This is a genomic window from Legionella lansingensis (assembly GCF_900187355.1).
Lineage (GTDB): Bacteria > Pseudomonadota > Gammaproteobacteria > Legionellales > Legionellaceae > Tatlockia > Tatlockia lansingensis.
Genome location: NZ_LT906451.1, coordinates 2,332,530 through 2,353,646 on the forward strand (window position 1 = coordinate 2,332,530; position 21,117 = coordinate 2,353,646).

Here is a 21,117-nt window from a genome sequence, read left to right on the forward strand (position 1 = left end):
GCCTTTATTCTGACGGAGATTTTTTCACTAAACGTCCTTTTACATAATGATAAACACCGGATAAATGGACAAAGCGAGTAATATTATCAAGACTTAAAGAACGATCTTTGAGTGACAACAGTGGCTTGCCAAATCTATCTGTTGGTATTTTATCTGCTGCTATGGATAGAATATCACTTTGATTAATATAAGCAGCCACATATGCCTCATTTACTTTATTTGCTTTTGCCTTAATCAAATTCTTCACATCTTGTTCATCTGCATAAATGGGTCGAGAGATCATTTGCCGAGGTAAATTGGCAAGAAGGCGCTCCCAAGCTTGTATGTTATTACCCTCAGTAGAATAAAGCGCTATAAATACTTCTTGTTGTTCAGTGCGTTGGGAACCCTGACTTGCAAAGAAGCCGGATTCCTTTTTAATTTGGGTTTGTTGATCTTGGCCACTACCGATTTGATTAGCAAAATTTTGCCTTATTTCGCGTAAATTTCTGCCGATGGCGCGTAAAAAATTAGATTCATCCCACGGTCCTTTCTCAATGGCATCATCTAATGCTTTCAAAATGGCTTGGGCTTGATCTTGCGTTAATCTGTCTTTCATAGAGGAAAATCTTAAGCGTCAATTTCAGCTTTGTTCAAGAAACAATTATGAACAGTATAACAGCATTCAATAGAAAACGCGGAGTACTATCTTATGGTGGTCCTGATGAGTAAGAAGTATCAGAGTCTATTTCTTCTTCTACCTCATTAGCATTATGCGGGACGGTAACTTCAGAAGCGGTTTTTTGATCGCCACTAACAATAGTCTCAGTTGTTTGAAAAAATTCTTCTACTACTTCTTTAGCCTCTAAATTAACCTGAGCGTTTTTAGCTCCTGTATTAGCCTTGTTCATGGTGATCATTTGGATAAGTGGACGACTAACACGAGCGTCTATAGAAGCTATTAGATTTTGTACTTGTGCAAAAGCGAGTCCTTCTTGGGCTGATGTTTTTTGGGCAGCAGAAATATCATCCGCCTTTTGGGCAGAATTCTCAGCACCAAATAAACCACTTCTATGCAGTAAATTTGTTATTTTTTTGCCGCTGTCTTCACCTGGCATTACCCATTACTCCAAACAACTTTAGTACAGTTAGATTATCATCAATTTGCTTAAGGTAAACTTAAGGCAACTAAACTTTCACTTTCTTTACAATTAAATAGGTACCATTTGTTTTTTAATCATACATTAACTCGTCCAAGGGCGTGTAATCTCGACTCGGCCCCCCTTGAATAAGCTCATTTAGCACATCCGTCATGCACAGTAATCGCAATGCATTTGGAGTCACCTCATCAAAAACCACGCGTATTCCTAGTAACGCATTCTCTGCCTCGTCAAAAGTTACGCCCAAACCATAACCTAAGCACAATGAACATAATTGATCCGCCCTACGAGCGATAGCAGGAAGCAGACCCGTATCTGAGAACACTTCCTCATAACTAACAAAGCGATCATTGAGGTAAAATTTGGCGTTCATATTTGCGGCGATCAGGGCCATGCTTTTACGGATATCTATTTCCATTTATCGCCACCACGGTTTTGAATTTTTTATAGGACCCGCCAAAAAACTTCTTATCCATCTTAGAAAAACTGGAACTGTAAAACCATAGTGCTCAATGACTCCAAAGAAGACAGCTGATACTAAAACCAAGATACCGGTCCAGACCCTAATATGCATTAGAAAAAGAAAGATTGGAAAAGCCGCTCGTGCATCTACCATAAAAAAACGAGCGCTTCTTGCAGAATCCCTCCAATGAGCGGTTTCAGCAAACCCTCCAGCCGCCATACAAACCTCAAACTACTTGACTGATATATTAACAGTATATCGTTAGGGGATGAGAATTCAAGAGTAAAACTACGCAGGATAAGATGAAATTAGGAATTAGGATCCAGGGAGCAACTTTTTTTCATCCTTGTTGGAAAGACAGTTTTTAACCACATTTCCGAGTGATAATTCTGCAGTGGGAGCAAGCTCAGGAACTGGAATCTCCTTTATTTCATTTGTCTTATTTTGAGGCACAGATTGATTAGCTGATACGTCAACAGCTGACTTGAAAGGATGCATTTTCGTCAACATGTAGTTCGTGCTATTTGCCATCACAGCCTCCAGGCAATTGATTCATTGATTGAATCATAACAAACAAAAATTAAGGCTTTATTAAGTCATTTAAATTTTTTACCAAAACGAATTGCCTCAAATTATCTGTTGCCGAAGGATGACGTAAATAAGTCCATAAATTGCTTCGTTGCCTCAATATGGCTGTTGCCGAGCGAGAGGAACAGAAATGGGGCAAGTGAATATGGATTTGTATCTAAAAATACAGCGTATCCGCTATCAACGAGGCAATAGAGCGTTAAAAAAACGCATTCTGGATGAATTTTGCGAGACGCATCATTATCATCGCAAAGCAGCAGCTCGTTTATTAAGACAGTTACCCATTTCTGATAAAAGTCCGAAGAAAGTTGGAAAAAAGAAGACCTATGACCCATCCATATTGCTGGAGCCTTTAAAAAAGATATGGCTTGGCACGGATCAGATGTGTGGTAAACGATTAAAGAGAGCTCTTCCCTTATGGTTACCTCATTATCAAAATCATTATGAGCCTTTAGCGGCGGAGATATCCTCTCAACTGCTAACCATGAGCGCTGCTACAATTGATCGCTTACTCAAGCCTGTTAAAACTCGCTATGGAAAAGGCTTAAGTGGAACAAAGCCTGGAAGTATTCTCAGGAATCAAATTCCAGTCAATACGAATCAGTGGAATACTAACGAAGTGGGTTTTATGGAGGCCGACAGCGTTGCGCATTGTGGAGCATCACTAGCCGGTGATTTTGTTTGGTCTATTACGCTGACGGATATTTTCAGTGGCTGGACAGAAATGCGGGCCACTTGGAATAAAGGAGCTCATGGTGTCTTGGGGGGTATTCAAGACATAGAAAAAAATTTACCTTTTGAAATCAAAGGGTTTGATTGTGATAACGGCTCAGAGTTTCTCAATTGGCATCTCATTCATTATTTTACTGAGCGGGACCCACAAAAAGCGGTTCAATTTACTCGCTCTCGTCCTTATAAAAAAGACGATAATGCACATGTTGAACAAAAGAACTGGACTCATGTGCGTCAACTGTTTGGTTATCATCGTTTTGGTAATCCAAAGCTCGTTGAGCTTATGAATGACTTATATTCTAACGAAGTCTCCTTGTTATTTAATTTTTTCTATCCTTGCATTAAGCTCATTGACAAAGTACGAATTCAATCCCGTGTAATCAAAAAATATGATCAACCCCAAACGCCCTATCAGCGACTGATGACGTCGAATGGTCTTACTCTCGCTCAGAAAACAAAATTACAAGAGACCTTTAATACACTCGACCCGTTTGACTTGCAAAAAAAGATTCAAAAAAAGCTAAAATTAATATTTAGATTAGTGAATATTCAACATGTAAAACAAAGAAAGGCTCTTTAATGAAAGTCTTATTCAATATTGTAAAAAGACAGGAACATAAAGCCTGTGGATATGATGGACGAGTCCTTCGGACCAGCCTGTGCCCTATGGGACGTGTGGACAAAACCATGAATAACAAAAAGACGTTATTCACAGTTATTGCCCACACTCACAGGCTTCTCGCCCACACACCCACCAGGCTCAATAGCAATTATTTTTTAATCGCAACAAAACCTCTCAAAAGCAACACCTATTCTGAGGCAACGACTCAGTATATTTTTTGTCCTTCGGCAACAGGTTCTATTGAGGCAACAGGAAAATGCCTTACCACAAACAAAATGCTAGAAAAATGACTCTTAACTTATAAGTTGCCTTATCTAGAGATAAATAACAAGCAAAATGATCAACAATTTTTATCTGCTCCAAAGCTTGATGCAAAACCTTACAATAACTTAACAATCAGTGTGTCTTATTTGGATTACTATATATTTAAGTAGTTTTTAAACTAAAAACTCATTTAGAGCACAAAATGATTTCATATAATACAAAAACGGCGCGACTGATGCTGTGGAAGCAACGGCTTAAGAACTTTAATGACACCGATAGAGAACCATTAAAAGCACACTTGTTGAGTTTGCTTTCCAACCCTAAGTATGATCCAGAAACACGCTGGCAGAATTTCAATACTGAACGAGCCAAGCTTTTGGGCGAAGAGCACAACCAAGGCTGGAGTTGGACACCTCATTTTAATTGGCTTTGGACAATTCTCTATTATTTGTCATTTACCCTGATTAAAATTAACCCGCAACCAGGATCAAGACTTCGCCAATTTCTAGCAGAAGAGCCAGAGATTGATATAAAAGAAGTAACACCGGACGCCACGACAAGCATCAGTGATGAAGTCAATTTAACCGACGATGCATTCGAACATAGTCTGTTTTTTAAACCAGAGGAAGCATTAGCAGACCTTCACACTCGGATAGAGCGACTAAAAGCACCAAAATCAGAATATGATCCAAAAGAAATAGAGGTAGCTATTGAACGCCTGGACGCAATAAAATTAAGACTGGCGCCACAAGTTTATCGAGACTATCTGGATACTCTATTTACACGTGCGCCCAGAGAATGTTTGAATCATTTTTATTCTGTCTATCTTGCCGATCTGAAGAGTCACCCATATGAACCCCATCAAGCTATCGAATACTATCTCATGGCTCGTACCCTACTCAACGTCTTCGTGTTAAGAGGGAAAAAAATAGATGACGTCGAAGAGATAAACCCTATTCTTTATGATATCCAAAAATTAGTCATTCTATTAAGCTGGAAGACTAAAAAGGACAGCGATCCTTTGCTGGCTTTAGCTTCGGTTCCTAAAGAAACATCTGATGCAATAGATGCAATTTATAGTGGAAAAACAAGCTCCTCTCAGAAAAAAACGAAGAGGCGTGATCAAGAAACCTCACTCAAGGATAAAATCCTTAAAGAACTGCAGGATAAAATGGGGGAAAAAAGATTTCAGTCTAAATCTCGTTCCTACGATTTTCCCCATCGAGTGCTTGCTGATATGTATGAGGAATTAAAGGTTGACAACCATCCTCTTCTGATCCAATTTGTTCGCTTAGCTTGCGAAAACCTGTTATTTGCATACGTGCAAGGAAAAGGAGAAGGTACTTGGAAAGAAGGTTATATGAGTTATGACACCCTTCATTTTCTAGTTAAAAATATTCTTAACGCATGGCCCCAAAAATTTAATTTTTTCAATCAAGATAAAGGTGTTTTGCTGAATCCCTACTCTCATGGATCTTCTTTTTTCGTTAACTACAGACTAGCAGAGAAAATAACTGCCGAAGTTCTACTTCAAGCGGCAGTGGTGCCCGCTTGGGGTTTGGATGTGGCGCTTAAGTGCTGTAAGGAATACCTCAAGAATAAAGCACTGGAACCCCAGGAGTTAGACTGGATTCTGGCACGAGTCCGACACGTCTACCCCGAACTTGTAGAGCCATTAAAATATATTTTTACTGAGGTCAAGATTCATGGTACTGAACAGTTAGCCGTCTGGGCCAAATCTACTCCAAGTAACTCTCAATCTGATCAAATAATTAAAGCAATCGAAAACGCACTCGAAGAAGCTAAAAGTGCAGGGCTTAACGTTGAGAAACAATATAAAGCTTATCAGGAAGCGCTGCAGGACTTTTATAATCTACTTAATCATTGTCAATTGAGCAACGAAGAGCTTACCGTTGCATCGAAAGAATTACTGCCCAAACTTAAACTTTGTATCAAAGATGAGCTCTATGCACAATGGAAAGACCAAATCAAAACCCTACAACGCGGTGCCATGAAGGAACAGCAACTTAATTCTTCTCATGTGCCCACATCGCAAGGCGGTATATTTACACCTAAAGATAAACAACCAACTGGTGCTGATACTTCATCTCACTCCCAAGGACCGGAATACCATTGAGGGTCTATGAAGCAAATAAAGATACTCACTTGTCTTTATCCCCACATCTCTAACGTAAACTTGCTCAAATAACCACTCTGTAATAAAGTGATAGCATGCCGCATCGATTTGATTTTTAATGAGAGTATTCTGCACAGCCTTGGCAATTATCGCCTTTATTGCTAGCGCCTTTCTTTTTCAGCAGAATGCGCCTTTTATTCTTGAGGGCATCAAAAACTTAGGATGGCTCGCTCCTGTGTTGTTCTTACTGTTGTATGCCATTGCTACTGTTCTCCTCTTACCTACCATGGTATTGACACTTGCCGGCGGTGCATTATTTGGTCCTGTGTATGGTATTTTTTTGAATTTGCTTGGAGCCTCTTTTGGAGCAGCTCTTGCTTTTTGTATTAGCAGGCATCTAGCCACTGATTGGTTTGCCACTAAAAGAGGACCTAAAATTAATAAACTTATCCAAGGTGTTGAAGAGAATGGCTGGCAATTTGTTGCATTATTACGTTTATTGCCCATCATTCCTTTCAATCTTGTCAATTACGGCTTAGGTTTAACAAAAATTAAATTTAGTCATTACATTATTACTACATTTATTTTTTTAACCCCTGCCGAGATCGTATATACCTATTGTGGGTATGCAGGCATGGATGTCTTAACTCATCACACATCGTTGTACAGTTCAAGTCTTATTATTTTACTTCTTTTGGCTGTCGTTATTTTTGCAATTAAACTCGCACGATATTACCAACATCGTCGCAAAACCACCGATTACAATAGAGAGCGTCCCTAGCTATCTTTTGACAATAAATCTTGCAATAGCGTAATTAGGGGATGGTTAGTCACGAAAGACACATCATCAAGTGTCGCAACGAGGCGGATACCTTGTAACGTATTTGTAATGAAGATCGCATCGCTTTTTATCAGGGTAGCTCTGTCTAATTCACCCTCACAATGAGCAATACCATTGGACTTACATAAGGCTAATAGACGCTGGCGAATTATACCTGCCAGTATCCCGCTTTTAAGCCCTGGGGTATATAATTGATTATCTTTAATCATAAACAGATTAGCCACGGATGTTTCTGTTGCATGCTGTCTTAGATTAAAAAATAAAACGTCATCTGCCTCTGCATGTTCGGCCTGTCGCCGTGCCATGATAGCCTCTAGATAATTAATGGATTTAATTTGATAAATTGGATTGTTACCATCTCGCAGCCAAGGCGCACTGATAAGCTTGAGTGGTCGGGGATTTTTAACATAGTTAAAAGCATCAAAGACCAACCGTGCTTCTTTACTTTTTTGGAGTAGTCCTCTGGGTGCGCTGCCACTGCTTAATAAGACCTTTATACCCCCATTTTGCATGGCGTTTATCTTGATACACTGCAACAGTTTCCTTAGCCATGTATCAAAAGACAGATCAAAAGGGATGTCTAAAAATGAAGCAGAATTTTGCAGACGCTGCCAATGGAGCTTTGGGTAACATGGTTTTCCGTTTGCGACACGTAGGGTCTCAAAAAGTCCCTCCCCCAAAAAAATACGATCTTCCAAGGGAAAAGGAGCTAGCCCATTTTTATTCATAAAAATGAGCATAGTCATGAACATTAATAGTCGACAAAATCATCAAGTTCATCGCGGAGGCGCTTTTCTTCTAACATGTTTTCAAGGCGTCTACGCGCATCCAACGTTGAGCCTTCCTGTGGATCAGCGTTAATTAGTTCATCTTCAGGATTCGCAAAGGCATCTACTTCGTCTAAATCATCGTCATCAAACATATCACTCATGCCATTCTCTCTAAAGTTTTACTTAGTTATCCGCTTTACCGAGACTGTTCATTAATCAGTGTCATTCCCGCGTAGGCGGGAATCCATTCTGGATTAGCACACGGCTTTAATCTGCAGATCCCCGTCTACGCGGGGATAACACAGTTTGGTAAACACTCTCGCTTTATCAGCTCTAGTAAAATTCGAAAGCTATATACCCTATTTTTATTATTATGACTAGACTTTTTAAAAAATTTCTTTCACAAGCGCCTGACTTGCACTAGTATTTAGGGACGTTCCCTAGTTTGCGTAGTAACAGAGAAAAAGAGATATTACAACATGGCTGATCGCTTTAAAGATGCTTTAAGACGTAGTTGTCGAGGAATACGCGAAAAACTCTCCCCCGCCTACCAACGAATGGCCTCTACTCAAGTTTGCACACACATTCGCAAATTGGATCAATATCGCTATGCAAAACGGATTGCACTTTATAAAGCTGTTGCAGGTGAAATTAATTTAAATAACTTATGGGATTCCGCCCCCTTACAAGGAAAGTATTGTTATTTCCCGGCGCTTAATAAGGATAAAACCCTCTCTTTTTTACCTGCCACTCCTGCCACTCCTTTTATTGAAAATCGTTATAGCATACCGGAGCCCGATGTAAGCATTGAAGAAGCTGTTCCCCCTGGCAAACTGGATATTATTTTTGTGCCATTAGTTGCTTTCGATGAAAAATGCACTCGTTTAGGGGTAGGAGCGGGATATTATGATATGACCTTGGCCAATGAAAAACATCCCATGCTCATTGGCGTTGCTTACGAATTTCAACGACAACCTTTTATCGAGCGACACCCGTGGGATGTCCCGCTAACCGCTGTGGTTACCCCACGTGCAATCTATTGGAGTAAATAATGACCCATTATTGGTTAATGAAATCAGAGCCTGATTGTTTTAGTATTGATGATCTTATAAATGCCCCCAATCAAACGACTCATTGGGATGGGGTACGTAATTATCAGGCCCGTAACTTTATGCGCGATCAAATGACCATTGGAGACAAAATATTTTTTTATCATTCCAATTGCAATCCACCTGGTATTATCGGGATCGCAGAAGTAACGAGTAAGGCTTATCCGGATCATACGGCCTTTGACCCCGAAAGCGAACATCCCGATCCCAAAAGCAACCTGGATAATCCACGTTGGTATATGGTTGATATCCGGTTTAAGGAAAAATTCAAGCATTTAATTTCTTTAGAGCAATTAAGACAATACCCTGAGCTTGAGAAAATGGCCTTGCTTCGTAAAGGTAACCGGTTATCAGTTTTACCTGTGAGCGCAGGCGAGTGGGATTTTATTGTTAATCATTTAAAATAACAGCATTCTGGAGGGCTGTCCACTGAACTGTGTCATTCCCGCGTAGGCGGGAATCCAGTCGGGTATGACACGGTTTTGGTAAACACTCTTGCATTCTGTCGCCTCAAAGCGCATCATCCCCCACCTCACCTGTTCTTATACGTACGACCTGTTCAAGTTCATAAACAAAAATCTTGCCATCACCAATCTTCCCTGTATAAGCCGCCTTACAAATAGCATCAATGGCAGCCTCAATCATGTTATCAGGTAAAGCCAGTTCGATTTTAATCTTTGGTAAAAAATCCACAACATATTCGGCACCGCGATAGAGTTCTGTATGTCCCTTCTGACGACCAAAACCGCGAGTTTCGGAAATTGTTATTCCAGGCACCCCAATTTCCATCAAGGCCTCGTGCACATCATCAAGTTTAAATGGCTTGATAATTGCTGTAAGCATCTTCATAGTTTTCCTCATAATAACGTCGATTAACACATGACTACCAGCCCTAACTTTTGTTAGACTGATGTATCATGAATAAACACGCAGGAGATTTGCATGTTTGATACAAAACATTTTGACGATTTAGCTAAAAAGCTCTTTGCCACCTTACCTACAAGTCTACAAAACTTTGAAAATGAGATTCAACAAAAATTCAAGGATGTCCTTCAAGCCACTTTTGCACGCTTAGATCTAGTAACAAGAGAAGAATTTGATGTGCAAACCAAAGTATTAGCGCGCACGCGCGAGAAATTGGACGACTTACAAGCACAAATTGAAAAATTGCTAGCTAAGAAGCAAGATAAATAAAATTTACTGGTTAACTTAAAGAAAAAGAGTAAAATAGCCTGGCTACTCGATCTTCAAGTTTTTATTGCTTGACTTCTTAGAACATCGAATTACCGTGGTCAAGCCACGGTAATTCGGTTTTGATTTGTCAAATTAAAAAACTTGAAGATCGAGTGGTTAGCAAATAGTCCAGCTTATCAGGAAGATAAAATGAATCTCGCTTTTAGCAAAACGCGGAGTGCTGTAGGTATTCATGCGCAACCTGTTTCCGTAGAGGTACATCTATCTAATGGCTTACCCGGTTTTACCATCGTAGGTCTTGCTGAAACTGCGGTTAAAGAAAGTAAAGATCGTGTACGTAGTGCTATTATTAACAGCCAATTTGAATTCCCCTGTCGCAAAATCACTGTAAATTTAGCTCCTGCGGATCTGCCAAAATCAGGCAGTGGGTTTGATCTACCAATAGCCATCGGCATACTCGCTGCCTCCGGACAACTACCGCAACATAAATTATGTGATCATGAATTTGTTGGTGAATTAGCCTTAAGTGGGGATTTACGAGGGGTATCAGCGATTATTCCTGTTGTGCTGGCTGCTCATCGTGATCACCAACAGCTTATCATCGCCGTTGCCAATGCTAAAGAGGCAGCAATTGCGGGCTATGAAGGCGTCTATACAGCGAACAATTTACGTGAAGTTTGCAGTTATTTATGTCAAGACATGGCCTTACAGCCACTGCCAGATCGTCCCGAAATCTTAAACGTGGATTGCAAACTGGATTGGTCAGATATTAAAGGACAGCAGCACGCAAAGCATGCTATGGAAATCGCAGCTTGTGGCGGCCATAGCATTTTGTTAAGTGGTCCTCCCGGAAGTGGTAAAACGATGTTGGCTAAGCGCTTCAGCACTATCCTTCCTGAGCTAACCGAGATCCAAGCCCTTGAATGCGCTGCAATAAACTCCATACGTGGATCACACCCAGATTTCAATACCTGGCGCCATCCACCTTTTCGCTCCCCACATCATACTGCATCACCAATCGCCCTTGTGGGTGGTGGTAATCCTCCTAAACCAGGAGAAATTTCCTTAGCCCATCATGGCGTGCTATTTCTTGATGAGTTACCTGAGTTTTCTAAACAGGTCTTGGAAACGCTGCGTCAACCTCTGGAGTCAGGCAATATCTGTATTTCGCGAGCAGCCAGCCAAGTAGAATTCCCAGCCCAATTCCAACTGATTGCAGCAATGAACCCCTGTCCTTGTGGTCAGTGGGGGAATCCACACGCGAATTGTTTATGTACACCTGAGCGCATTACTCGTTATTTAGCGAAGTTATCAGCCCCACTATTAGATAGGATTGATATACAAATCAATATACAACCCTTACTACAGGAAGATTTAATTAAACCGGATTACACTGTTGTAGAAGAAAGCAAAAAATTGCGCCAACGGGTGGCTTTGATACGCGAAATACAACTGGAACGCCAACAATGCCTGAATGCTCACTTAAGTGGAAGAGATTGTGAACTTTATTGTGATTTAGGACAGAACGAACAAGCATTTTTAGCTGAAGCCATGAACCGCTTAAAGCTCTCTGCCCGAGGATACCATCGCTTATTGAAAGTAGCGCGCACCATTGCCGATATGAAAGAACACAAAAACGTAGAGCTGCAGACGCTTCAGTCTGCTTTGTCTTTTAGACAAATGCTACAGATGCCCAAATGACAAGCCACTATTATTGAGATAGAAGACCTCAAAGATGGGAGCGAATCATCTAAAACGCACAATCAGTAGGCATCACTACAAGATCTCTAATGCAGATCCTTTGGGGCAACTTCCAGCAGAACATAATTATTTCAGCTAACTCCTCAGGCATAATAAACGTGGGATTGCCCAGCATCTCACAGTAATTTTCAAAGCTAATGCCCATATTGGCATGGATGTTCGTTTTTATTAAGCCAGGCGCAATATTCATAATTCGGACATTATTTTTTGCTTCTGCCATTTGCAAACTCTCACTTAGTGAGCGAACGGCATGCTTAGATGCATGATAGCCTACTCCTAATGGGGCTGGCTTTCGGTCACCAATAGAACTGATATTGATAATCGTACCCGACTTCCTATGAGACATATCGGGCAAGACAATTTTAATGCCGTTAATAACCCCGTTGATCAGCACCTCAATTTCATAATGTATTTTGTCTATTGGAATATCCCTGAACTCCCCTACATTAAGAAGACCGGCATTATTGATCAAACACTCCGTTTTACCATGGATTTTTTCAGCAGCGCGGACAGCAGCTTCAAATTGGGAGTAATCCGTGACATCCAGTTTGGCATAAATAATTTCATGATTTTTTAATTCAGGCAGTGGTTCAATATGGCGGCTAATCAAGAGGCAAGGATAACCCTCCTCAGCAAATTGTTTCGCTAGCGCGCGACCTATTCCTTCACTAGCGCCAGTAATCACTACCAGAGGTTTTTTAGCATGCATTCCTTGTGGTTCCTTACTAAATTTCCTTGCACTACTACAGTGACGCCTAATTTTGACAGATAAAAAAAGGTTTCTTTTTAATCGTTCCTCAAAGGGAATGCCTTGTCTCGGGGGCCTGTCGCTGCAGGTATCCCACCGTGCTCGCAGGCTACGCGCGGTAGGAGCCATCCTTTTCCGCCCCACCCCTCGTTTAAGATCATTATCTGTCAAAATTAGGCGGTCACTGTAAACCTTCCCAAATCCTTATAGCCCAAAATGCTAGCTAATAACAATCAGTGCTGAGTTAGCACCTCCAGAATAGCCATGCGCATGAAAACACCGTTAGTCACCTGTTGCAATATAAACGATTGCACTCCATCGGCAACCTCACTATCTATTTCCACACCACGATTCATGGGACCTGGATGCATCACCATTGCATCTGGCTTAGCATATTTCAGTGTAGTTGGTGTGAGCGCAAATTCCCGACGGTAAACATCCAGGTCTAATGCTTCATGCTCTTGTAGCCGTTCGTGTTGCACCCGCAAACAGATAACTACATCTGCTGCTTCTAGCCCCTCGGCTAAAGAAGAAGTGACTCGACCAAAATGAACCTGTTGTGGTTGCCAAACTTCTGGTGCCACCAAAGTGAGTTCTTTAACACCCATTGTTGCACAAAGGCATTGCAATGAATTAGCCACACGAGAATGACGAATGTTACCGACGATAGCTATTTTAAGTTGCTCAAAATCAGGTTTTTGTTCGTAAATCGTCATGAAATCAAGCATGGCTTGACTTGGATGAGCATGTTTGCCATCCCCAGCATTAATGATATGAACATTATCGCCTATCTTACGGGCTAGTGTTTGCTGCAATCCATCCTGGCTGTGCCTAATGACAAATAAATTGATACCCATGGCAGCCAAGGTCTTTAGAGTATCCTCAATATGCTCTCCCTTGGCTTCTGAGGAACTTTGCAAAGCCAAGTTAATCACAGACATCGATAGTTTTTTGGCTGCCAACTCAAAGCTAACGCGTGTTCGAGTACTGTTCTCATAGAACAGATTTGCGACTGTATGTTGGGAATAATTTGGATAGAGTGTTGCGCTTTTAAAATAAAGAGCCTTGTGCAGAAGACGATCAATTTCTTGGCGCGAAAGCTGACTAATTTCTAAAAAATGCTTCATCTTATTACCTTGAATGTTGCAGCCACTGCTCTAATATGATGCAAGCAGCGAAGCTATCGACCTCGGACTGCTTGATTTTACGATATCCGCCCTTGGCAAACAACCGAGCGCGGGCTTCGACAGTGGAAAGTCGCTCATCGACCAAATGCACCGGCAAGGAGAATCGCTTTTGTAATTGTGATGCAAAGCTGCGAGCAGCATTTGTAGTATACTGCTCACTGTCATCGATATGTGTTGGCAACCCGACAATCAAAGCCTCGGGCTGCCAATCGTTTACCATCTTCTGAATCAAATCCCAATTTGGAATTCCTAAATTTGCATCTAAGGTAGTTAGTGGTCTGGCACTGTCAGTAATTTTTTGACCTACTGCTACGCCTATTCGTTTGTAACCGAAATCAAATCCCAAATAGACACCCTTTGGCATGCGAAACTCCAATGTAGGATTAGTGAGAACTTAAGCATGACCTGCAATAGAGGTTAACTGGTTCATTTTCACTCCAATGAGGGAACCAGCGTATTCCCAACGCTCTGAAAATGGCACCTCATAAAGTAATTCAGGGGTACATGGGCAAACCAACCATGTATTATTCCTTACTTCCTCTTCAAGTTGATTTTCACCCCAACCAGAATACCCTAAAGTGACCAAAGCATCTTTAGGTCCTTTATCGGCGGCGATAGCGTGGATGATATCATTGGAAGTCGTCACCGTCACGTCATCACGTAAAGCCAAACTCGAGCGCCAGCCTCCGACAGGACGGTGAATGACAAATCCTCGCTCTGGTTGGATAGGTCCTCCAAAAAGTAATGGCATTTGGTTTTGTTCATGACGAGCTGGTTCAATTTGCATTTGTTCGAACACCAAACCAAGAGGATACTGCAATGGCCTATTTATAATCAATCCAACCGTTCCTTGAACATGATGCTCGCAAATATACACGACTGTGTGATAGAAATTGGGGTCGATTAGAGAGGGCATGGCGATCAGTAGGTGATTGGCCAATGAGGAATTTACTGTCATGGCGCACCCCCTCAAACTCCGATTGGTTTCAATATAAGTATATACTAAATAATTTAAGTGCAGCGGAAGGTACCCCACTGTGCCCGCAAGCTGCGCATGGTAGGAGTCCTTCTTTCCGCGCTGAGAAATCCTCTCATTTTGGGATCGGAACAAGAACCTTCTTGTTGGGACTGGATTTCAGGAAATTTTATTATTTCCAAATTTTTAGCTCTGAGAACAAACTAAATAATGTCTCTAAAAGGAATTTTTTATAGACTACATCTAGAATCTAGAATATATAAAGATTAAGAACAGTAGATTTTTATCATGGAAACAATACAGCTTTCAAAACAAGACATCTTCTTCCTACGACTTCTAGAGCTCGATGAGATCGTTATACTCATCATAATCTTAGGGTTAATCACTATACTGACTACCGTTTATTTATGGGATAGACGCCAAAGAGAACATACGATTTTACGCAACTATCCCGTTATAGGACATTTTCGCTATTTCTTTGAATTCTTGGGCGAATTTTTCCGGCAATATTTCTTTACTAACGATCGAGAAGAAATGCCATTTAACAGAGCCGAACGCTCCTGGGTCTACCGTGCAGCCAAAAATGTGGATACAACAATTGGTTTTGGTTCTACTCGCTCGCTTCATGAAACCGGAACGGTGTATTTCGTCAGTGCACCTTTCCCACCTTTAGCAACGAGTGAAGCGCCTATGCAACCCATGACGATAGGCCCTTACTGCAGACAACCTTTTACTTCGACTCACATTTTTAATATCTCTGCTATGAGCTATGGGTCGATTTCCAAACCTGCTATTCAAGCCTTATCGAGAGGAGCAAAAAAGGCTGGGTGTTGGCTAAATACAGGTGAAGGGGGTGTGGCTCCTTACCATTTAGAAGCAGGCTGCGACATCGTTGCTCAGATAGGAACTGCAAAATATGGGGTTCGTGATGCGGAAGGTTATTTGTCTGACAATCGCCTACGTGAACTTGCAGCCATAGACTGCATTAAAATGTTTGAAATTAAACTCAGCCAAGGTGCTAAACCTGGAAAAGGGGGGATTTTGCCTGCAGTGAAGGTAACCCCAGAGGTTGCAGCGATTCGCGGTATTCTTCCCTACGTTGATTCCATTAGTCCTAATCGTCACATAGACATTAGCAATGTGGAGGAGCTTTTGGATGTCATCGAACATGTACGTGAAGTTACTGGGAAACCTGTGGGTTGTAAATTTGTGCTAGGAAGCTATGAATGGGTCCATGATTTGTGCAAAGCCATTCATAAACGAGGCACTAAATTTGCTCCAGACTTTATTACATTGGACAGTGCTGATGGTGGGACTGGAGCATCTCCTCAAGGCTTAATGGATTACATGGGTATTCCTATTCAGGAATCTTTACCAAGATTGGTGGACATTCTTGTTTTATATAATCTTCGTGAACGCATCAGGGTCATTGCAAGTGGCAAGTTGATAACGCCATCAGGCGTTGTCTGGGCTCTTTGTGCGGGAGCTGATTTTGTGAATTCTGCGCGTGGTTTTATGTTTGCTCTAGGTTGTATTCAAGCGATGCAATGTCATAAAAATACCTGTCCCACAGGAATTGCAACGCACAATCCTCGCTTGCAGCGAGGTCTCGTCGTCCCTGATAAAGCAGAGCGCGTCTATCACTATGCCAATAATATGGCTCATGAAGTTGCCATTATTAGCCACTCTTGCGGGGTGGAAGAGCCAAGGCAATTGCAACGTAAACACGCAAGAATAGTAAAGGAAGATGGGTTTTCGGTCTCACTGGAAGAAATATTTCCGAATCAAAAACCTTTACCCGATTATTTATGATTCTACTATCACTACCATTCATGACGTCCATGCTGCCATTTTATTTAACATTTTGATAAGCAGCGACTGTGGTACGACGCTTAAAAAATAAAATTTGGTGAGTATTTAATCGTTTATGGTGGAAATTACACAATTTTTTATAAAAAACTATTGAGACTGAACCCTATTTTACGTTAAGGTGGAATAACCCAAGTATGAATGGGCACTACAATTGTCATTTAAGGACGAATGCAATTGCTCAACAGCTTAGAAAGTTGACGATTGATAGCTTTAGCAAAAGGAGGGATGTTATGGCTATAGGCGAAGTCAAATGGTTTAACAACGCCAAAGGATGGGGGTTTATTGTCCCCGAAGGCGGTGGGGAAGACGTCTTTGTTCATTTTTCCGCGATTCGTGGCACCGGTTATAAAACACTGGTTCCTGGCCAGCAAGTAAGCTATGACCTTGAGAAAGGCGAGCGTGGCTTGCACGCCTCGAATGTGGTGGCACTAGCCAATGAAGAGACTAGCGCTTAAACTACCTCGATAAATGCAGCAGCTCTGGGCTGCTGTGTCGTTTATCTTACACTACCATTGACAATCTTTTGTCATATGTTGATGTTTTTTATTTTATGAAAAATGGTTTACTGCTCATTAATCTAGGTACCCCTGATCATTGCACTCCTGCTGCAGTTAAACGCTACCTTCGTGAATTTCTTGCTGATAAAAGAGTTATCGATTTGCCGGCTCCGCTTAGGTATTTAATACTTCATACCCTCATCTTACCTTTCAGACCTAAACAAGCTGCGCATGCTTATAAAGCCATCTGGGATAAGGAAGGATCTCCTCTACTTATCAACAGTCGTAAATTACAAACTAAATTACAATGTAGGCTTGGGGAAGAATATAAAGTTGTTTTGGGAATGCGCTATGGCAATCCTTCGATTAGTGAAGCCTTAGATGAGGTCAATGACTGTGAACGCCTGACCGTTCTCCCCCTCTTCCCACAATACTCTTCTGCCGCAACAGGTTCTGCCATTGAGAAACTATTGAAGTTACTTGCAACCCAAAAGAGCATACCGACATTAACTGTGATCCGTGATTTTTATCATCATCCAGGCTTTATCAAAGCACAAGCAGCGCTTATCGAACCTTACCTGGCTTCTCATGATTACCTTCTCTTCAGCTATCATGGCATTCCTGAACGCCATCTGGCTCACCACGGTTGTCAGACTGTTTGTGCGAACAGCTGCCCTCCTATCACCCAAAGTAATCAAGTCTGTTATAAGGCTCAATGTTACATGACGACTCGCGAATTGGTCCGGCAGTTAAATTTAACCAAAGAACAATATGGTATGGCTTTTCAGTCGCGCCTTGGAAAAACCCCATGGATAAAGCCGTACACCGATGCCCTCTTACCCAAACTGGCACAACAAGGCATTAAACGAGTGGCCATCGCCTGCCCTTCTTTTGTTGCTGACTGTCTAGAAACATTGGAAGAAATTGGCATTCGTGCGAAAGAACAATGGCAACGGTTGGGAGGTGTGCAATTATCATTAATTCCTTGCCTTAATGATACTGATTTATGGGTAACAGGACTTATTGAGATATTGAAAAATAAATAGGGGACGTCCCTATCATTGCAAAAAATTGTTTTTATGCTATAGAACAATCATATCAATCATCAATTGGGGTCAGTATGCCTTATAGAGTATTCTCAGAGCGCCTTAATAAAGAGCTCGACAATATTGGCGTTCCGCCTCGAAATGATGAACGGGTTGAGGCTTTCGCCAAGCTGGTAAGTATACCTAAATTTAAAGCCGAGGCCTTTTTAAATGGCATTGCTCTTCCTGATATAAAAGTATTGACTATCATTTCCGAAGAGTTAGAGGTCAATCCGGATTGGCTTTTAGGAAAAAGTGAACAAAAACAGAAAAAAACACGTGCATGAGTCAGCTACTTTGTTCTAACCGGGACATAGTCAATCCCAATCTTCTATATCTTCCTCCGGTAATCGTAGATCATCAAAATTCTCAAAAACAGCAATATGAAAGATGCCATCTCCTTCATTGACTAAAGGGATATTGGTTTTTCCTATAATCACTCCTTCACAAGGCGATTTTATTTTGATTTCGTTATCACCAAGAGGATCAACAATTAGGCAAAGAATTTCTCCCTTACAGACCTTAGCACCCAACGGTTTATTCTTTATCATCACGCCACTTTCGGGAGCCCGAATCCAGAATGTCGATTCGGCAACCGCAGAAATAAAACCTTTCCTTCTTCTTCTAAATTTCCGCTGCGATGGCGAAAACATTTCCAGAAACGTCATGACGTTTAATATTCCACGCACACCTATCTGAATTGCCATCTCGTCAAAACGTAGGGCCTCTCCTCCTTCATAAATAATCATGGGAATATCCGCATTATCAGTCGCCTCACGTAAAGAGCCATCTCGCATTGTTGCTGCAACTCTCACTGGTGCATCAAATGCTTCTGCCAAGATGGCTGATTGTGCACACTGGTGGCTAAATCGTGTTTGTGGGTAATTAGAGCGATGAATAGCCCCTGTGTGTAAATCAATGCCATGTGTTGAATGATTAACAATTTCAGTCATGATCATATTAGCCAATTTAGATGCCATTGATCCTTTTTCCCGACCAGGAAATTGGCGATTCAAATCTCGACGATCAGGTAAATAGCGGGAGTGAAGAAAAAAACCATAGACATTCACCACAGGAATGGTAATTAAAGTGCCTCGCAAACGTTTAATTCGTGGAGTATGATGCAGACGTCGAATAATTTCTACACCGTTAATTTCATCCCCATGAATGGCTGCTGTCACAAACAAAATAGGTCCATCTTTTTTTCCGTGAAAGACATAAACGGGGATTTCAATGGGCGTTGACGTGTAAAGCATTGCAAGTGACAGCTTGACACAGCGCGCTTCTCCCGCCTTTATACTTTCATTAGCAATCTTTATAGGAGCTCTCTTTTTCATCCTTGGAACCGTTGGTGTATGGTTTTGGGTTTAGCATGTTTTTCAATGTACTGAATAATCTTGCCTGCAATATTCACATGGGTGGCTTTTTCAATGCCTTCCAGGCCCGGCGATGAATTGATTTCAAGGACTAAAGGACCATGATTAGAGCGAATTATATCCACCCCTGCGACTTTTAATCCCATGGTTTTTGCAGCGGCAACAGCAATGGCTCGCTCTTGTGGTGACAAGTTGATTTTAAGAGCTTTTCCACCCTGATGAACATTAGCCCTAAACTCACCTTCTTTTGCTTGTCGTTTAATCGCTGCTACCACTTTATCACCAATAACAAAACAACGAATATCAGTTCCTCGTGATTCTTCAATAAATTCTTGCACGAGTATATTCGTAGACATTTCTTTAAAAGCATTGATTATACTTACTGCTGACTGATGACTATCAGCAAGTATCACACCCTTTCCCTGTGTCCCTTCTAACAATTTAATCACCAGAGGAGCGCCGCCCACCATGCGGATCAAATCTTCCGTGTCGTCTGGTGAAAGCGCAAAACTGGTTCTAGGCAAGGGGATACCTTTACGAGCTAAAAGTTGTAACGCGCGAAACTTATCTCGAGAACGTGAAATGGCTATGGATTCATTCAAAGTATACATGCCCATGGTTTCCATATGCCTCAACAAGGCTGTTCCATAAAAAGTCAGGGAAGCACCAATACGTGGAATCACAGCATCAAATTTAGGTAAGGCTTCACCTCCACGATAGTGAACTTGAGGATTCGAAGTAGCCACATTTAGATAGCAATAAAGCGGATTAATGATGCTGATCTCATGACCTGCGTCCTCGCCAGCTGCTTTGAGCCGCTGATGTGAGTACAACTGAGGATTTGTAGCTAAAATCGCAATTTTCATGGATCCGTTTTCCCTTAAAATTATTATTTTTGTTTATAAGAAAAGCCTAGCTCAAATTTGGAATTTTGTACGAACCAAATTACCTATTTATGCCAGGTAAAACATTTAGCTCAATCTGGCGTCGTAGCGCCACTTGCCCATTCCTATTTCTGCTCCCAATAGTCATCCCGAACAATGAGAGAGGACTCCCACGATGCAGAAGACCCCTTATGTTTGCTCGAGATAAGGACGGTAGACTAGTTAAGAAACAAGAAGCAAGTAATCTTTCGCTAAAAGACTAGCTTGATGGGGGGTAGTAAAAAATGCATTTAGCTGTCCCTTAGGATTAAATAGCATCACAGCACCGCTATGTTGCACGTCATAATTATTAGCATCATTACTATCAGGCATAGCTATCTTGGTGTAAGCAATACCCATTTCACGCGTCATTTTTTTTATCGTCTTGTCTGGACCTCGCGCGCCATAAAAATGGGGATTAAATGCTCTAACATAGTTACTCAACCTATCCAGACTATCTCTCTCTGGGTCAATTGAAATCATCACCACTCTGGGCAAGGGGTGCCCGCCCTCTTCTTCAAGAATGCGATACATCTTAGCCAACTCTGCCATTGTGGTTGGGCATAAATAACCACAGTTAGTAAATCCAAAAAAGACGAGTGTCCATTGCCCTTGCAAACTTTGATTATTAAATACCTGTTCATCCATACCAGTTAAAGTAAATTCGTTAATTTCGCGAGGTGTTTGAAGAAAGGTTCCATTAAATTGCACAGGATCAATTTTCTTTTCTGACATGAAACGTTGAGCAATCAATATACCACTAAGGACAGCCGTGAATGCGAGAAGAATCCCTGTTATCCAGGCTATTCGATTAAATTTGCTAGACATTTTAT

At 41.4% G+C, this 21,117-nt stretch carries 27 protein-coding genes; 12 read left to right on the top strand and 15 right to left on the bottom strand.

The features are described from left to right. Positions 1 to 4: 4 nt before the first annotated feature. The 5 genes from icmQ to CKV79_RS10575 all read right to left on the bottom strand — a co-directional run bounded on the left by icmQ (position 5) and on the right by CKV79_RS10575 (position 2,133). Entirely contained in the window at positions 5 to 598 is a 594-nt protein-coding gene (gene icmQ / locus CKV79_RS10555) for a Dot/Icm secretion system protein IcmQ (RefSeq protein ID WP_028373835.1), read from the bottom strand. Positions 599 to 689: 91 nt separating this feature from the next. Further along, positions 690 to 1,097, bottom strand: a complete 408-nt coding sequence (locus CKV79_RS10560) for a hypothetical protein (RefSeq protein WP_028373834.1) — start codon at positions 1,095 to 1,097, stop codon at positions 690 to 692. A gap of 115 nt (positions 1,098 to 1,212) precedes the next feature. After that, the gene (locus CKV79_RS10565) at positions 1,213 to 1,557 is read right to left on the bottom strand and encodes a type IV secretion IcmS family protein (protein WP_028373833.1); all 345 of its coding nucleotides are present in this window, start codon (positions 1,555 to 1,557) and stop codon (positions 1,213 to 1,215) included. Further along, positions 1,558 to 1,821, bottom strand: coding sequence for an IcmT/TraK family protein (gene icmT, locus CKV79_RS14020; protein ID WP_028373832.1), 264 nt, complete (start codon positions 1,819 to 1,821; stop codon positions 1,558 to 1,560). Between the two features lie 96 nt (positions 1,822 to 1,917). Continuing rightward, complete coding sequence (locus CKV79_RS10575) at positions 1,918 to 2,133, bottom strand: hypothetical protein (protein WP_028373831.1); 216 nt, start codon at positions 2,131 to 2,133, stop codon at positions 1,918 to 1,920. Between the two features lie 187 nt (positions 2,134 to 2,320). Between CKV79_RS10575 and CKV79_RS10580 the strand changes: the two genes are divergently transcribed. From CKV79_RS10580 to CKV79_RS10595, 4 genes are all read left to right on the top strand, one after another. After that, complete coding sequence (locus tag CKV79_RS10580; protein ID WP_095141685.1) at positions 2,321 to 3,502, top strand: integrase; 1,182 nt, start codon at positions 2,321 to 2,323, stop codon at positions 3,500 to 3,502. After that, positions 3,502 to 3,834: a hypothetical protein gene (locus tag CKV79_RS10585; protein WP_095141794.1), complete on the top strand. Its 333-nt coding sequence runs from the start codon at positions 3,502 to 3,504 to the stop codon at positions 3,832 to 3,834. The genes CKV79_RS10580 and CKV79_RS10585 overlap by 1 nt, the downstream gene beginning before the upstream one ends. A 176-nt stretch (positions 3,835 to 4,010) precedes the next feature. Beyond that, the gene (locus CKV79_RS10590; protein WP_028373763.1) at positions 4,011 to 5,945 is read left to right on the top strand and encodes a hypothetical protein; all 1,935 of its coding nucleotides are present in this window, start codon (positions 4,011 to 4,013) and stop codon (positions 5,943 to 5,945) included. A 118-nt stretch (positions 5,946 to 6,063) separates the two neighbouring features. Further along, entirely contained in the window at positions 6,064 to 6,726 is a 663-nt protein-coding gene (locus tag CKV79_RS10595) for a TVP38/TMEM64 family protein (RefSeq protein WP_051546204.1), read from the top strand. Here CKV79_RS10595 and CKV79_RS10600 read toward each other — a convergent pair. Together CKV79_RS10600 and CKV79_RS10605 are read right to left on the bottom strand one after the other, a co-directional pair. Next, positions 6,723 to 7,526, bottom strand: coding sequence for an aminotransferase class IV (locus CKV79_RS10600; protein WP_231950104.1), 804 nt, complete (start codon positions 7,524 to 7,526; stop codon positions 6,723 to 6,725). The two genes, CKV79_RS10595 and CKV79_RS10600, sit on opposite strands and share 4 nt — an antisense overlap. A gap of 11 nt (positions 7,527 to 7,537) precedes the next feature. Further along, positions 7,538 to 7,717 carry a PA3496 family putative envelope integrity protein gene (locus CKV79_RS10605; protein WP_028373761.1) on the bottom strand — a complete coding sequence of 60 codons (180 nt, stop codon included), beginning with the start codon at positions 7,715 to 7,717 and terminating at the stop codon, positions 7,538 to 7,540. Positions 7,718 to 8,035: 318 nt separating this feature from the next. Here CKV79_RS10605 and CKV79_RS10610 point away from each other — a divergent pair, with 318 nt between their 5' ends. Both CKV79_RS10610 and CKV79_RS10615 read left to right on the top strand, forming a co-directional pair. After that, a complete protein-coding gene (locus CKV79_RS10610) occupies positions 8,036 to 8,608 on the top strand; it encodes a 5-formyltetrahydrofolate cyclo-ligase (protein WP_028373760.1) in 573 nt (190 codons plus the stop codon). Further along, complete coding sequence (locus CKV79_RS10615) at positions 8,608 to 9,072, top strand: EVE domain-containing protein (RefSeq protein WP_028373759.1); 465 nt, start codon at positions 8,608 to 8,610, stop codon at positions 9,070 to 9,072. The genes CKV79_RS10610 and CKV79_RS10615 overlap by 1 nt, the downstream gene beginning before the upstream one ends. 103 nt (positions 9,073 to 9,175) lie before the next feature. Here CKV79_RS10615 and CKV79_RS10620 read toward each other — a convergent pair whose 3' ends face one another. Continuing rightward, positions 9,176 to 9,514: a P-II family nitrogen regulator gene (locus tag CKV79_RS10620; protein WP_028373758.1), complete on the bottom strand. Its 339-nt coding sequence runs from the start codon at positions 9,512 to 9,514 to the stop codon at positions 9,176 to 9,178. A 93-nt stretch (positions 9,515 to 9,607) separates the two neighbouring features. On the opposite strand from CKV79_RS10620, the gene ubiK reads away from it, so the two are divergent. Next, positions 9,608 to 9,859, top strand: a complete 252-nt coding sequence (gene ubiK / locus CKV79_RS10625) for a ubiquinone biosynthesis accessory factor UbiK (protein ID WP_028373757.1) — start codon at positions 9,608 to 9,610, stop codon at positions 9,857 to 9,859. Between the two features lie 189 nt (positions 9,860 to 10,048). Continuing rightward, positions 10,049 to 11,560 (top strand): YifB family Mg chelatase-like AAA ATPase, encoded by a 1,512-nt coding sequence (locus tag CKV79_RS10630; protein ID WP_028373756.1) that lies wholly within the window; start codon positions 10,049 to 10,051, stop codon positions 11,558 to 11,560. Between the two features lie 49 nt (positions 11,561 to 11,609). Here the strand turns inward: CKV79_RS10630 and CKV79_RS10635 are convergent, their stop codons facing one another. The 4 genes from CKV79_RS10635 to CKV79_RS10650 form a co-directional block, all read right to left on the bottom strand. Next, complete coding sequence (locus tag CKV79_RS10635; protein WP_028373755.1) at positions 11,610 to 12,329, bottom strand: SDR family oxidoreductase; 720 nt, start codon at positions 12,327 to 12,329, stop codon at positions 11,610 to 11,612. A 272-nt stretch (positions 12,330 to 12,601) separates the two neighbouring features. Further along, on the bottom strand, positions 12,602 to 13,495 hold the full coding sequence (locus CKV79_RS10640) for an aspartate carbamoyltransferase catalytic subunit (RefSeq protein ID WP_028373754.1): 894 nt from the start codon (positions 13,493 to 13,495) through the stop codon (positions 12,602 to 12,604). A 4-nt stretch (positions 13,496 to 13,499) separates the two neighbouring features. Beyond that, positions 13,500 to 13,919, bottom strand: a complete 420-nt coding sequence (gene ruvX / locus CKV79_RS10645; protein ID WP_028373753.1) for a Holliday junction resolvase RuvX — start codon at positions 13,917 to 13,919, stop codon at positions 13,500 to 13,502. A gap of 30 nt (positions 13,920 to 13,949) precedes the next feature. Further along, positions 13,950 to 14,513, bottom strand: coding sequence for a YqgE/AlgH family protein (locus CKV79_RS10650; protein ID WP_028373752.1), 564 nt, complete (start codon positions 14,511 to 14,513; stop codon positions 13,950 to 13,952). A gap of 306 nt (positions 14,514 to 14,819) precedes the next feature. On the opposite strand from CKV79_RS10650, the gene CKV79_RS10655 reads away from it, so the two are divergent. The 4 genes from CKV79_RS10655 to CKV79_RS10670 all read left to right on the top strand — a co-directional run bounded on the left by CKV79_RS10655 (position 14,820) and on the right by CKV79_RS10670 (position 18,272). Continuing rightward, complete coding sequence (locus CKV79_RS10655; protein ID WP_028373751.1) at positions 14,820 to 16,343, top strand: FMN-binding glutamate synthase family protein; 1,524 nt, start codon at positions 14,820 to 14,822, stop codon at positions 16,341 to 16,343. A 290-nt stretch (positions 16,344 to 16,633) separates the two neighbouring features. Beyond that, on the top strand, positions 16,634 to 16,858 hold the full coding sequence (locus CKV79_RS10660) for a cold-shock protein (RefSeq protein ID WP_028373750.1): 225 nt from the start codon (positions 16,634 to 16,636) through the stop codon (positions 16,856 to 16,858). A 95-nt stretch (positions 16,859 to 16,953) separates the two neighbouring features. Then, positions 16,954 to 17,946 carry a ferrochelatase gene (hemH, locus tag CKV79_RS10665; RefSeq protein WP_028373749.1) on the top strand — a complete coding sequence of 331 codons (993 nt, stop codon included), beginning with the start codon at positions 16,954 to 16,956 and terminating at the stop codon, positions 17,944 to 17,946. Between the two features lie 74 nt (positions 17,947 to 18,020). Then, a complete protein-coding gene (locus CKV79_RS10670; protein WP_028373748.1) occupies positions 18,021 to 18,272 on the top strand; it encodes a hypothetical protein in 252 nt (83 codons plus the stop codon). A 30-nt stretch (positions 18,273 to 18,302) separates the two neighbouring features. On the opposite strand, the gene CKV79_RS10675 is transcribed toward CKV79_RS10670, so the two are convergent. The 3 genes from CKV79_RS10675 to CKV79_RS10685 all read right to left on the bottom strand — a co-directional run bounded on the left by CKV79_RS10675 (position 18,303) and on the right by CKV79_RS10685 (position 21,112). Then, positions 18,303 to 19,322: a succinylglutamate desuccinylase/aspartoacylase family protein gene (locus CKV79_RS10675; RefSeq protein ID WP_051546203.1), complete on the bottom strand. Its 1,020-nt coding sequence runs from the start codon at positions 19,320 to 19,322 to the stop codon at positions 18,303 to 18,305. Next, on the bottom strand, positions 19,319 to 20,227 hold the full coding sequence (gene rimK, locus CKV79_RS10680; RefSeq protein WP_028373747.1) for a 30S ribosomal protein S6--L-glutamate ligase: 909 nt from the start codon (positions 20,225 to 20,227) through the stop codon (positions 19,319 to 19,321). The genes CKV79_RS10675 and rimK overlap by 4 nt, the downstream gene beginning before the upstream one ends. A gap of 240 nt (positions 20,228 to 20,467) precedes the next feature. Next, positions 20,468 to 21,112 carry an SCO family protein gene (locus CKV79_RS10685; RefSeq protein ID WP_028373746.1) on the bottom strand — a complete coding sequence of 215 codons (645 nt, stop codon included), beginning with the start codon at positions 21,110 to 21,112 and terminating at the stop codon, positions 20,468 to 20,470. Positions 21,113 to 21,117: the final 5 nt, after the last annotated feature.